This is a genomic window from Caulobacter sp. GW821-FHT09H08, assembly GCF_059415885.1.
Genome location: NZ_JBWKOC010000005.1, coordinates 316,463 through 329,350, shown reverse-complemented (window position 1 = coordinate 329,350; position 12,888 = coordinate 316,463). Strand labels below are relative to the sequence as shown.

Here is a 12,888-nt window from a genome sequence, read left to right as displayed (position 1 = left end):
TAGGCGCGGTTTTTGCCGCAATCTCCGCCATCGCCAGCCTAGGCGGGCAGGCGCACGCAGGCTTTCAGGCCGCCTTCGGTGCGATTGTGCAGCGTCACGTCCCCGCCGTGGGTGCGGGCCAGGGAGCGCACGACGGCCAGGCCCAGGCCGATGCCGCCCGTCTCGCGATTGCGCGAAGGCTCGCCGCGGAAGAACGGCTCGAACACCCGCTCTTGCTCGGCCAGCGGAATGCCCGGACCGTCGTCGTCGATCTCGACGATCGCCATGCCGTCCTCGGCATAGACCCGGCCCCGGGCGCGGCTGCCGTACTTCAGGGCGTTGTCGACCAGGTTCGAGACCAGACGCTTCAAGGCGACCGGGTCGCCTTCGATGACGACCTTCTCGGAGCGTTCGACCGTGGTGTCGCCGCCGGTCTCGGCCGCTTCGTCCATGACGCTCTCCAGCAGGGACGAGAGTTCCAGCTTGGTGCGCTCGGCCGGGCGGTTGGTGTCGCGGACGAAGCCCAGGGTGGCGGCGATCATCGCCTCCATCTGGTCGATGTCAGCGGCCAGTTTCGGACGGATGTCGTCCGGCGTGGCCTCGATGCGGAACTTCAGCCGGGTTAGCGGCGTGCGCAGGTCGTGGGCGATGGCCCCGACCATGGCCGTGCGGTCCTCGACGTAACGGCGCAGGCGCTCCTGCATCATGTTGAAGGCAGCGGCGGCGGCCACCACCTCGCCGGAGCCCGAGATGCTGAGCGGCGGCGTGCGCGGGTCCTTGCCCAGGCGCTCGGCGGCGTCGGCGAAGGCGGTGATCGGCTGGGCCAGACGGCGGGCGAACAGCCATGCCAGCGGCGTCACGGCGATCACCGACAGCAACAGGATCAGCAGGATCCGCTGCTGCCAGCTGTCGAAACGGAAGGTCGGCTTGGGCTCGACCACCAGCCAGTGGCCGTCGCTCTGGCGCACCCCCAGCTTGAAGTCGCCGAAGATCAGGGGCTCGTCGCGGCCACGCGCACCGGGAGGACCTCCAGGGCCGCCGGGAGGGCCGCCTTCGCGAGCGAAGGGTTCGCGCGAACCGGGCGCGCCGTTGGCGGCGCCATTGCGCGGCGCGTCGGACTTGGGACGCTCGACCGGCGTGCGGCGCACGAAGAAGCGCGGACCGTTGTCGATCTGCAGCTCGATGCGGTTCACCGGCACGTCGATGGCGCGGCTGATGCCGGCCTTGAAGTCGGCGCGGCGGGGGCTGTCGGGGCCGAGGGACCGGATGGAACCGCGTTGCTTGACCACCAGCAGGCGGCCGTCGCGCGGCTGCACCGACTCGCCGGTCTTCAGGGCGCGCACGATCTCGCTGGACCGGTAGAATTCCGGCGGCGGCGGGGGCAGGGTGAAGATAACGGCAATCGAGATCAGCTGGGCCGCCACCAGGGTGACGATCACCAGGCCAAGCGCCTGTACGAACAGCGGCGCGCCGCGCCGGAGAAGGGTCATGGGGTGCGGACGACCTTGGCGGTGAACATGTAGCCTTCGCTGCGGATCGTGCGGATCAGCTCGCTGCCGCCGCCGTCGTCCAGCTTGCGACGCAGACGGCTGATCTGGACGTCGATGGCGCGGTCATAGGCGTCGCTGTCGCGGCCTCGGGCCAGGTCCAGCAGCTGGTCGCGGGTCAGCACCCGCTGAGGGCGCTCGACGAAGGCGCGCAGCAGCGAGAACTCGCCGCTCGAAAGGTTCACGACTACCGACTGCGGCGAGCGCAGTTCGCGGCGGACCAGGTCCAGGCGCCAGCCGGCGAACTCGCAGGCCGCGCCCATGGCGTCATCGACGGCGCGGGGCTCCTGGCGGCGGCGCAGCACGGCGCGGACACGGGCCAGCAGCTCGCGCGGATTGCAGGGCTTGGGCAGATAGTCGTCGGCGCCGAGCTCGAGGCCGACGATCCGGTCGGTGTCCTCGCCCATGGCCGACAGCATGATGATCGCCGGGCCGTCGGCGGCCGACGACAGGCGGCGGCAGATGGCCAGGCCATCCTCGCCCGGCAGCATGACGTCCAGCACGATCAGGTCGATCGGGCCGCGCGCCAGGACCTGTTCCATGGTGCGGGCGTCCTGGGCGGCCTCGACCACATAGCCGTGGCGGGCGAGGAAATCGGAGACGACGTCGCGGATGCCCGGGTCGTCATCGACGATCAGGATGCGGGGGGCGGCGCCGCGCGGAGCGTCGAGGTCGCCTTGGCCAATCGTCCCTGGGACGGTGTTCTGGACGTTTTCCATGCGAATTTCCTGTCACGCCCCCGTCACGTTCAGATTTCACGCCTGAAACAGCCGTGCAACCCCGTCGTGCGATCCAGTGTCGCACCGAGGTCGTCTGTCCCCCATAGACGACTTTCGGCGTACGGGACCTGGCCGGCCTCTCCCCCCCTTGGCCGGCCGGGGCCCGACGGTTTCAACCCAAATCAGCCCGGCGAATGGTTCTTCGGAATCTGGAAGCCCGCGCCCTGGGTCTTCATCGCCGCGACCACGCGGTCCCCCACGAACGGATTGGATCTGCGCTCGGCGCCGAAGGTCGACATCGGCCCGTGGCCCGGCACGAACCGCACATCGTCGCCCAACGGCCAGAGCTTCTGGGTGATCGCGTCGATCAGGTCCTGGTGATTGCCGCGCGGGAAGTCCGTCCGCCCGATGGAGCCCTGGAACAGGACGTCGCCGACCTGGGCGAACTTGGTCTCACGATGGAAGAACACCACGTGGCCGGGCGTGTGGCCGGGGCAGTGGAAGATCTCCCACTCGGTCTCGCCCAGGGTGACGGTGTCGCCGTCCTTCAGCCAGCGGTCGCTGACGAAGATGCGGGCTTCGGGTATGCCGTACATTTCGCCGCTCTGCTGGATCTGGTCGATCCAGAACTGGTCGTCCTCGTGCGGGCCCTCGATCGGAACGCCCGTGCGAACCTTCAGCTCGGCCGCGCCGCCGGCGTGGTCCATGTGGCCGTGGGTGATCCAGATCTTCTCCAGGGTCAGGCCCTTGTCGGCGATGGCCTTCAGCAGGCGATCGACTTCGCCGCCCGGATCGATGACGGCCGCCTTCATCGTCTTGGTGCACCAGACGATCGTGCAGTTCTGCTGCAGCGGGGTGACCGGGGCGATCACGGCGGCGATGGGCATGGCGCCTTGGGTCATCGGAACCGAACTCCAAAAGAAAAGGGCGGGAGCCGAAGCGCCCGCCCTTTCCGACCTATAGCCTATCGGCCGCAGATCAAGATCATTCCGCGCCGGGCAGACCGGTGGGCGGAGCGTCGTCGTCCAGTTCGTGCACTTCGCCGCGCAGGCCCTTGCCGACGTGGCTCTTGCGGAAGCCGTAGGCGAAGTAGATCACCAGGCCGATGGCGCCCCAGACGGGCAGCACGGCCATCGCCTCGAAGGGCAGGTTGAAGTACAGCACCGCGCAGCCGACCATGGCGACCGGGGCGATGACCCAGACCAGCGGCGTGCGGAACGGACGCGGACGGCTCGGATCCTTCACGCGCAGCACCATCACGGCGATCGACACCATGAAGAAGGCGAACAGCGTGCCCGAGTTCGAGATGTCGGCCAACTGACCCACCGGGAAGAAGGCGGCGGCGATGGCGACGCAGACGCCGGTGAAGATGGTGACGATGTACGGCGTCTTCCACTTCGGGTGGATGGTCGCGAAGCTCTGCGGCAGCAGGCCGTCGCGGGCCATGACGAAGAAGATCCGGGTCTGGCCGTAGATCATCATCAGGATGACCGAGGGCAGAGCCAGGTTGGCGGCCAGGCCCAGCAGGTTGCCGAGGACCGGGAAGTTGATCTGGCGCAGGACGTGGGCCAGGGCCTCGTTCGAGCAGACCAGCTGTTCCTTGTTGGCGGCCAGGTTACAGGCGGCGGTGAAGGCGGCCGAGCCCGGCTGGACGACCGAACCGTCCAGGCCGTGCACCGGCTGGGCGCCGATGGCGCCGATCGCGCCTGCGGCGACCAGCAGATAGAAGACCGTGCAGAGGGCCAGAGAGCCGATCAGGCCGATCGGAACGTTGCGCTGCGGGTCCTTGGTTTCTTCGGCGGCCGTCGAGACGGCGTCGAAGCCCACATAGGCGAAGAAGATCGAGGCGGCGGCGCCGACCACGCCCATGCCGGTGGTGCCGGTGGGGCCGAACCAGCCGTTCGGGGTGAACGGCGAGAAGTTGCCGGTCTTCAGGACCGGCAGGGCCATGACGACGAACACGGTCAGGGCGGTGACCTTGATGGCCACCAGCACGGCGTTGACGCGGGCGCTTTCGGTGGTGCCGATGACCAGCAGGGCGGTCACGGCCAGGGCCACGATGATGGCCGGAACGTTGACGATGCCGGCGCTGAAATCGGCGACCGGCATGAAGCCGTTCATCGACCAGGCGGGACCGTGTCGCAGAGCGTCAGGCCAGTGGAACCCAAGGGCGTTCTCGATCAGGCCGAGGAAGTAGCCGGACCAGCCGACCGACACGGCGCTGGCGGCGACCGCGTATTCCAGGATCAGGGCCCAGCCGACCATCCAGGCCAGCAGTTCGCCCATGACGGCGTAGGAGTAGGTGTAGGCGGAGCCCGAGACGGGCACCATCGAGGCCAGTTCGGAGTAGCAGAGGGCGGCGAAGGCGCAGACAGCGCCGGCGATCACGAAGGACCACATCATGCCCGGGCCGGCCTTCTGGGCGGCGGCGGCGGTCAGAACGAAGATCCCGGTGCCGATGATCGCGCCAACACCCAGCAGCGTCAGCTGGATGGGGCCTAGCGAGCGGTGAAGGGATTTTTTCTCAGCCGTCGCCAAGATCGCATCAAGCGATTTTACGCGCCACATAGTTCCTCCTGGATAGGCAAGGATCCCCCCCGGGGGTCGCCTTTAGAAAATTTTGCGGACCGTGACCCGTTTATGAGCATGGGGTCAAGGCCGAGCGGTGGATGCGCGTAAATGTTCTCCGCCAGCCTAGCTAGTCCAGCCCTGCTTGGCGGGACGGGCCGTGACCGGTAAAGCGGGCGCGATGTTGCCCATTTTCGAGGCCCTTCCGGCGCTGAAAGGCGCCTTGAGCAAGCGGGAAACCGCTGTTCTCGTCGCGCCGCCCGGGGCGGGTAAGACGACCGCTGTTCCCTTGGCGCTCTTGGAAGAGCCGTGGGTCGAGGGCCGCAAGATCATCGTCCTGGAGCCGCGCCGCCTGGCCGCCAGGGCCGCCGCCTCGCGGATGGCCGCGACCCTGGGCGAATCCGTCGGCGAGACGGTCGGTTTCCGAGTCCGCCTGCAGTCGAAGGTTTCTGTGAAGACTCGCATCGAGGTCGTCACCGAAGGCGTCTTCACGCGGATGATTCTCGACGACCCGGGCCTGGACGGCGTCGCCGCGGTGCTGTTCGACGAGTTCCACGAGCGCAGCCTGGACGCCGACCTCGGCCTGGCCTTCGCCCGCGACGTCCAGAGCGTGCTGCGCGACGACCTGCGCCTGCTGGTCATGTCGGCCACCCTGGACGGCGCCCGCATCTCGTCGCTGCTGGCCGACGCGCCGATCGTCGAGAGCCAGGGGCGGATGTTCCCGGTCGACACCCGCTACCTCGGCCGCGACGAGCGCCAGCGGCTGGAGGAACGCGTCGGTCGCGCTGTCGAACGTGCGCTGGCGGAAGAGGGCGGCTCGGTCCTCGTCTTCCTGCCCGGCCAGGGCGAGATCCGTCGCGCCGAAAGCTGGTTGAATGAGCGCCTGCGCCGGCCGGACGTGGACGTGGCGCCGCTCTATGGCGCGCTGGAGCCGGCCGTGCAGGACCGCGCCATCGCCGCCGCGCCCGCTGGCCGCCGCAAAGTGGTGCTGGCTACCTCGATCGCCGAGACCAGCCTGACCATCGAGGGCGTCCGAGTCGTGATCGACGCTGGCCTGGCCCGCGTACCGCGCTACGACCCGGCCTCGGGCATCACCCGGCTGGAGACCGTCCGCGTCAGCCGCGCCGCCGCCGACCAGCGCCGGGGCCGCGCCGGCCGCACCGAGCCCGGCGTCTGCTACCGCCTGTGGGACGAGCCCGAGACCCGGTCGCTGCCGGCCTTCGCGCGGCCCGAGATCCTGGAGGCGGACCTCTCGCGCTTGGCCCTGGACCTGGCCCGCTGGGGCTCGCGCGATCCGTCGGGGCTCACCTTCCTGGACCCACCGCCGGCCGCCGCCTTCGCCGAGGCGCGGACCTTGCTGACCCGCATCCAGGCGCTGGACGGGCAGGGCGATCTCACCCCGCACGGCAAGGCCCTGGCCGAGATGCCGCTGCCGCCGCGCCTGGCCCACATGGTCGTCCGCGCCGCCGCCTCGGGCCAGGCCCGCGAGGCCGCCGAGATCGCCGCCGTGCTGACCGAGCAGGGCCTCGGCAGCAAGGATGTCGACCTGCGGCGACGTTTGGAGAACCTGCACCGCGATCGCTCGCCCCGTAGTCGCGACGCCATGGCCCTGGTCGAACGCTGGAGCCGCGCGGCCGGCAAGCGCTCGGGCGCGCGGGAAATGGAGATCGGCCTGATGCTGGCCGAGGCCTATCCCGAGCGGGTGGCCAAGGCGCGCGGCAAGCCCGGCGAGTTCCAACTGGCCGGCGGGCGCGGCGTCTATCTGGAGCCGACCGATCCTCTGGCCCGCGAGAGCTGGCTGGCCGTCGGCGAGTTGGGCGGCGGCGACAGTCGCGACCGCATCCTCCTGGCCGCCGCCGTCGACGAGGCCGACCTGCGCGAGGCCTTCGCCGACCGCATGGTCGCCGAGGACCGCCTGGAGACCGCCGGCGGCAAGGTGCGCGCCAAGCGCCTGCTGCGCCTGGGCCGGCTGGTCCTGGAAGAGCGCCTGATCGAGAACCCCGACCCGGCGATGATCGCCGGCGCGTTGCTGGACCAGGTCCGCGCCGATGGCCTCTCGGGCCTGCGCCTGGGGCCGGGGATCGAAGGCTTCCGCAGCCGGGTCGCGTTCCTGCGGTCGCTGGACGGCGAGGCCTGGCCGGACATGTCGGACGCCGCCCTGATCGCGCGGCTCGACGAATGGCTGGAGCCGCTGCTGCATGGCCGCTCGTCCCTGGCCAGCGTCGACGAGAACAGCCTGGACGGGGCGATCCGGTCGTTGGTCCCCTGGGACCTGCAGCAGAAGGTCGACGCCATGTTGCCGGACCGCTTCAAGGCCCCGACCGGCACCACCGTGGCCATCGACTACGCCGCCGAGGCGGGTCCGCGCATCGATATCCGCGTGCAGGAGCTGTTCGGCCTGACCGAGCATCCCAGCATCGCCGGCGGCAAGGTCCCGCTGGTGCTGTCGCTGCTGTCGCCCGGCCACAAGCCGATCCAGATCACCCGCGACCTGCCCGGCTTCTGGAAAGGCTCGTGGCGCGAGGTGAAGATCGAGATGAAGGGCCGCTACCCGCGCCACGTCTGGCCGGACGACCCGGCCAACACCGCGCCGACGACGCGGGCCAAGCCGCGCGGGACCTGAACCGGCGCCGGCCGACTTGCCCGAAGGTTGCGACTGATGTGTCTAGAGGTTGCGAAGCGGAGCTGATTCCGCGATCGGGGGGAAAAGATGCGCCGTTTGCTGATCTCGCTGGCCGCCGCCGCGGCCGTCTGCGCGCCGAGCCTGGCCCATGCCGGCGTCTTCGCGGACGACATGTCCAAGTGCTTGGTCCGCTCGGCCAATGCCACCGACCAGCGGGACTTGATGGTGTGGATCTTCGGGGCGATCGGCTCGCATCCAGACGTGGCGAGCTATGTCACGATGACGCCGGCCCAGCATGACGCGGTCACGCGCAAGGGCGCGGACCTTTTCCAGCGCCTGCTGATGGTCGACTGCCGCAAGGAAACGGTCGCTGCCCTGAAGTATGAAGGGATGGCGTCGATCCAGCAGGCATTCGGCGTGCTGGGGCAGGTCGCCATGCAGGGGCTGATGACCAATCAGGCCGTCAATCAGAACATGGAGGCCATGGCTTCGGCGCTGGATCTCGAGAAGCTGGGCGCCCTGTTCAAGGAAGCCGGCGTCGCTCCGGACGCGGCCAAGGAGTAGCGCCCGCCGCTGAACGTCCTACGGGCTGAGCCAGTGCAGGACGTTCAGCAGGAACGGCTTGTTCTGGACGGCCGGCGGCGAGTTGAAACCGGTCAGGCGGCCGTCGCTGTGGCGCTGGGCGCTGAACATCGCCGCCTCGCTGAACATCGCCACCCGGCCCTTGCCGACCTGCAGCACCGCGCCACGCAGGTCCTTGTCGTCGGACGGCCGGGTGGGCACGCCGTCGAACTTCCACGGTACGGTCGGGTAGTAGATCGTCCAGCCCGGCCCTAGCCGCAGGATCGTGGTCGCCTCGGACGGCGCGTGCAGCACCGTGCCGGTGAAGGCCAAGAGGCTGTCGACCGGCGAGCCCTTGGGCTCGCCGCGCGCGATGGGGCTGTCGACCAGCCGGCCGTTGGCCTTGGAGAACGGCTCGGGGCCCCGCTCGGGCAGGAAGGCGAAGCTGCTCTCGAACTGGAAGCCAAAAGCCCGCGCCAAGCCGTCGGCGGCATGGGCGAAGGGCATGTGGTCGGCGATCAGCAGCAGGGCGCCACCCGCTTCGACCCAGGCGCCGACGGCGGCGATCTCGTCGGCGGTGAGGTTCTGGGCCGCATTGGCCATGACCAGCACCTGGACCTTGGCCAATCCCTCGGCGCTGAAGGGTTTGTCGTTGGAGACCACCCGATAGCCGTCGTTGCGCGTCACCGCCGCGAACGGGGCGTAGCGGCCGTCCAGGGTGTGAAAGTTCTTGTGCGCGGCGTCGATGGCCAGAACCGGGCCGGCGCCCTTGGCCCAGGCGGGCGCGGCGACGCTGACATCGGCCTTGTCGTCGGGGAACTGCTGCTGGGCGAGTGCGGGTGTTGCGATGAGCGCCAGGGACAAGGCCAGCCAACGCATCGCGATCACGCCTCCGAAGGGATTCTAGCCCGTCACCGTATAGATCATGATCCCCGTCGCAACGCTGAGGTTCAGGCTGTCGGCCCGGCCGCGCATCGGGATCTTGACGTTGACGTCGCAGGCGGCGGCCAGCTCGGGCGGCAGGCCCTGCTGCTCGTTGCCCATCAGGATCAGCGACGGCTTCACGTAGTCGGCGGACTTGTGATCGACCGTGGCGGTCAGCAGGGTGCCGACCACGCTGCCGGGCCAGGTCTCGCGCCAGGCCAGGAACTCGGCGATGCTCGCCTTGGCGATCTTCACGGCGAAGATCGAGCCCATGGTCGCCCGCACGCCCTCGACCGAGTAGGGGTCGACGCAGTCGCCGACCAGGATCACCCCGCCGCAGCCCGCCGCGTCGGCGGTGCGGATGACGGTGCCGAGGTTGCCGGGATCACGGACGGCCTGCATGGCCACCCAGCACGGCGCGCTCTCGGGCACGATGGCCGACAGCGGCGTGTAGACTTGGCTGAACACGGCGACGACCGCTTGCGGGTTGTCGCGACGCGAGACCTTTTCCAGGATCTCGCGATTGACCTCGATGACCTCGCCGCCGGCCTTCAGGCACGACGCCACGGCCTTCCTCAGCATCGGGTGGTCGGCGGCGTCGGGACCGTACATGACAATCTTGGGCGCGTGGCCGCAGTCGATCGCCTCGATGACGATCTTCAGGCCCTCGGCCAGGAACAGGCCGCTCTCCTCGCGTTCCTTGCGCATGTGCAGGGCGCGGACGGCCTTGACGGTGTTGTTGGTCAGGGAGGTGACGGTCTTGGTGTTCATGTCCCTCAGCCCTCAGAAGACCAGCGGGCGAAGAACGACAGGCCGATCTGGCGGTCGCCTTTTTCCTCGACCAAGGAGAGCTCGCCCCAGTCGATGACGCCGCCGCGGCCTTGCAGCTCCTGCGCCAGCAGGCCCGACATCGCCGCGCCCGAGACGCGGGCGGCATAGGCGTTCATCAGCAGGAACGAGGCGTCGTCGCTGAGCAGTTCGGCGCAGTCCTTGGTCAGGGCGGCCAGATCCTCGAACAGGCGCCAGACCTCGCCATCGGCGCCGCGCCCGAACTTCGGCGGGTCCAGGATAATGCCGTCGTACTTGTTGCCGCGCCGGACCTCGCGGGCCACGAACTTGCGGGCGTCCTCGACGATCCAGCGGATCGGCTTTTCGGCGAGGCCGGCGAAGGCGGCGTTCTCGCGCGCGAAGCCGACCGACTTCTTGGAGGCGTCCACGTGGGTGACGGCCGCGCCGGCGGCGGCGCAGACCAGCGAGGCCACGCCCGTATAGCCGAACAGGTTGAGGATCTTGGGCTGCGGACCCGAGCCCGCGCAGAGCGCCCGGACGCGCTCGTCCTGCCAGGCCCAGTTGGCGGCCTGCTCGGGGAAGAAGGCCAGGTGGCGGAACGGCGTGAACTGGCCGTGGAACTTGGCGCCGCCCCAGGCCAGGTCGAACTTCTCGATCGGCTTGCCCTTGAAGCGCCAGCGGCCGGCCTCGTCCTCGTCGCTGGGATCGAAGACCGCGTCGGCGTTGTCCCAGACCTTCTGGTCCAGGCGCGGGGCCCAGAAGCACTGCGGCTCGGGGCGCACGACCGTGTAGCGGCCATAGCGTTCCAGCTTCTTGCCGTTGCCGCTGTCCAGCAGGGCGTAGTCCGCCCAGCCGGTGGTGCGCATGACGATGGGGGCGGGAGCGATCTTCGGTGCCATCGCCCGCCCATACCGCCTTAGGGTGTTGGCCGTCCAGAGCGCGGCGCGTGCAGGGTCTTGTCCCAGCGGTGCGGCGCGGTGACGAACTGGTGCAGGGCCTTGGTCGCCGCCACGCTCTGCAGCAGCCAGTACCAGACCATGCCCAGCAGATGTAGCGACCGGACTTGGCCGCCAGCGCGCATGACGCCCCGCACCCCCGCGATCGCCGCCGAGCCCCAGCCCAGCATGTAGAGCATCACGTCCGCGATCGGGATGCGCACTTCAGCGTCCGGCAGGAAGTCGACCAGCGCCACGGTCAGCGCCACCGCCATTACCGGCCCGTGCAGGTGTGACGAGGCGACCGACTGGGCCAGGGTGACGACCAACGACACGGCGTTGCGCGGCTGGCGGCGAACCTGACCGCGTGCGTGGACGGCGAGGGTCTGCATGTGGCCCTTGATCCAGCGCGCCCGTTGCGGAAGCCACTGACCCCAGGTCGTGGGCGCGGTCTCCCAGGTCGGACGCTGGATGACGCCGAGGCGGTAGCCGGCCGCCGCCAGGCGGAAGCCGACATCCGCATCCTCTGTCACATTGTACGGGTCCCACGCGCCGATCTCGCGCAAGGGGCCAGCCTTGAAGTGGTTGCTGGTCCCGCCCAGGGGAAAGGTCAGGCCCCAACGCGCCAGGGCCGGCAACAGCACCTCGAAATGGGCGGCGTATTCCAGCCGGAACTGCGACGGCAGGAACAGCGAGAAGCCGGGATCCTCGATCCGCAGCGGCGCCTGCAGGCAGGCCATGCGCGGGTCACAGACGGCGAACCGGGCGGCGGCTTCGCGCAGCTGTCCGGGATCGGGCATGTCCTCGGCGTCGTAGATGACCACCAGCTCGCCGCGCGCCCGGTCCAGCGCGTGGTTGCAGGCGCGCGGCTTGGTCTTGGGCGTCCCCGGCGGGGCGATCAGCACCTGGACGAAGGGTGGCAAGGCCAGGGCGCGCGCCGCCGCCAGTGTCACGTCGTCGTCCGTCTCCAGTACGATCAGCGCTTGCAGGCGATCGCGCGGATAGTCGATGGCGCTGAGGTTCTGCACCAGCTCGGCCACGACCTCGGCCTCGCGATAGAGCGGGGCGATGATCGTGTAGGTCGGCAGGTCCTCATCGGCGAGCGGCGGCGGTTCCGAAGGCGGCAAGGGCGTGCAGGCCGCCGCCAGCCGTGTCGCCCCGCCTAGCAGGAAGATCGCGAAGAACAGGTGATGCACGACGGTAACCGCCGCGTGCGGGTCCAGGGCGATGCCAACCGCCGTCGAGAACCCGGCCAGGGCCAGGAACACGGCCTGCGCCGTCGACAGGGTGCGATGCGCCCCGTCTCGGTCCGTCGGCGCGGTCGCCGCGAGGTCCGCTATCCGTTCGGCGGACACAGGTCCGCCCGCCGGCGCAAGCGCCGGTTCCAGCCGTCTTTCTTCCCGCGCCATGGATGCCCCTGAACGCCAACGCCCCAACGACGTGGATAACGGAATCACAACCAAGAGCTGTCAAATGGAAAAAATGCGCGTCTCGCGCACAATTTTTCCGAAAGTCGCGTTTGAATTCTCCTGCGACGCACGTTCTTGCGACGGCTGAGTGATTCCCGTTTAGTGTCGCCCGGGGGAAATGCAGGGGAAACCAAGTCCGTGACGGTCGTTCTGAAGAAGCCTCACAAGTCCGCGCGAAAGCCCAAGGGCGACGGGCACTTGCGTCGGGGCGAGATCCTGGCGGCGGCCGAGAGGATTTTCATCGCCGAAGGCTATTCCGGCGCGACGATCCGCAAGATCGCCGATGCGGTGGGGGTGTCGTCGACGGCGCTCTACATGCACTTCCGCGACAAGGACCAGATCCTGATGGAGATCAGCAACGACGCCATCGAGCGTCTGCTGGAGCTCAACACCGAGATCGCGGCCCAGCCGATCGACCCGGTCTCGCGGGTGCGGGTCATGCTCGAGGCCTACATGAAGTTCGCGCTCGACAATCCCAACACCTATCAGCTGGTCTTCTGCAGCACTGGCGACCACGTCTCGCCCGAGAAGTCGGCCGACGTCATGGCGCTGGGCGACCGCTGCTTTGAGAAGTTCAGCGAGCCGGTCCACCAGATCGCCGCCCAGGGCCGCCTGCGCTCGGGTTCGGCCAAGGAGGCGGCCGAGGTGCTGTGGAGCGGCTGTCACGGCTTGGTGTCGCTGCTGATCACCAAGCCCTCGCGCGGCTGGTCCGACGCCGACCACCTGATGAAGGTCATGCTGGACGGTCTGCTGTACGGTCTGGTCACGGACTGA

General features: G+C 69.1%; 11 protein-coding genes. 3 read left to right on the top strand and 8 right to left on the bottom strand.

The genetic code is table 11. From position 1 onward, the window contains the following. Nucleotides 1–38: 38 nt before the first annotated feature. From AC07NN_RS19400 to AC07NN_RS19385, 4 genes are all read right to left on the bottom strand, one after another. On the bottom strand, nt 39–1,469 hold the full coding sequence (locus AC07NN_RS19400; protein WP_494644795.1) for an ATP-binding protein: 1,431 nt from the start codon (nt 1,467–1,469) through the stop codon (nt 39–41). Next, nucleotides 1,466–2,245, bottom strand: coding sequence for a response regulator (locus AC07NN_RS19395; protein ID WP_494644793.1), 780 nt, complete (start codon nt 2,243–2,245; stop codon nt 1,466–1,468). The genes AC07NN_RS19400 and AC07NN_RS19395 overlap by 4 nt, the downstream gene beginning before the upstream one ends. Before the next feature lie 182 nt (nt 2,246–2,427). Continuing rightward, nucleotides 2,428–3,147 (bottom strand): MBL fold metallo-hydrolase, encoded by a 720-nt coding sequence (locus tag AC07NN_RS19390; protein ID WP_494644791.1) that lies wholly within the window; start codon nt 3,145–3,147, stop codon nt 2,428–2,430. Between the two features lie 82 nt (nt 3,148–3,229). After that, entirely contained in the window at nt 3,230–4,813 is a 1,584-nt protein-coding gene (locus AC07NN_RS19385; RefSeq protein ID WP_494644789.1) for an amino acid permease, read from the bottom strand. A gap of 181 nt (nt 4,814–4,994) precedes the next feature. Here AC07NN_RS19385 and hrpB point away from each other — a divergent pair, with 181 nt between their 5' ends. Both hrpB and AC07NN_RS19375 read left to right on the top strand, forming a co-directional pair. Next, the gene (hrpB, locus tag AC07NN_RS19380; RefSeq protein WP_494644787.1) at nt 4,995–7,436 is read left to right on the top strand and encodes an ATP-dependent helicase HrpB; all 2,442 of its coding nucleotides are present in this window, start codon (nt 4,995–4,997) and stop codon (nt 7,434–7,436) included. An 87-nt stretch (nt 7,437–7,523) separates the two neighbouring features. Further along, on the top strand, nt 7,524–8,000 hold the full coding sequence (locus tag AC07NN_RS19375; protein WP_494644785.1) for a hypothetical protein: 477 nt from the start codon (nt 7,524–7,526) through the stop codon (nt 7,998–8,000). An 18-nt stretch (nt 8,001–8,018) separates the two neighbouring features. Here the strand turns inward: AC07NN_RS19375 and AC07NN_RS19370 are convergent, their stop codons facing one another. From AC07NN_RS19370 to AC07NN_RS19355, 4 genes are read right to left on the bottom strand one after another with little or no spacing between them, the layout of a single operon-like run. Beyond that, nucleotides 8,019–8,876 (bottom strand): DUF4350 domain-containing protein, encoded by an 858-nt coding sequence (locus AC07NN_RS19370; protein ID WP_494645032.1) that lies wholly within the window; start codon nt 8,874–8,876, stop codon nt 8,019–8,021. A 24-nt stretch (nt 8,877–8,900) separates the two neighbouring features. Further along, a complete protein-coding gene (locus tag AC07NN_RS19365; RefSeq protein WP_494644783.1) occupies nt 8,901–9,692 on the bottom strand; it encodes a TrmH family RNA methyltransferase in 792 nt (263 codons plus the stop codon). Nucleotides 9,693–9,697: 5 nt separating this feature from the next. Then, nucleotides 9,698–10,609, bottom strand: a complete 912-nt coding sequence (locus AC07NN_RS19360; RefSeq protein WP_494644781.1) for a class I SAM-dependent methyltransferase — start codon at nt 10,607–10,609, stop codon at nt 9,698–9,700. A gap of 17 nt (nt 10,610–10,626) precedes the next feature. Next, nucleotides 10,627–12,054, bottom strand: a complete 1,428-nt coding sequence (locus AC07NN_RS19355) for a glycosyltransferase (RefSeq protein ID WP_494644780.1) — start codon at nt 12,052–12,054, stop codon at nt 10,627–10,629. A gap of 198 nt (nt 12,055–12,252) precedes the next feature. On the opposite strand from AC07NN_RS19355, the gene AC07NN_RS19350 reads away from it, so the two are divergent. Continuing rightward, nucleotides 12,253–12,888 carry a TetR/AcrR family transcriptional regulator gene (locus AC07NN_RS19350; protein ID WP_494644778.1) on the top strand — a complete coding sequence of 212 codons (636 nt, stop codon included), beginning with the start codon at nt 12,253–12,255 and terminating at the stop codon, nt 12,886–12,888.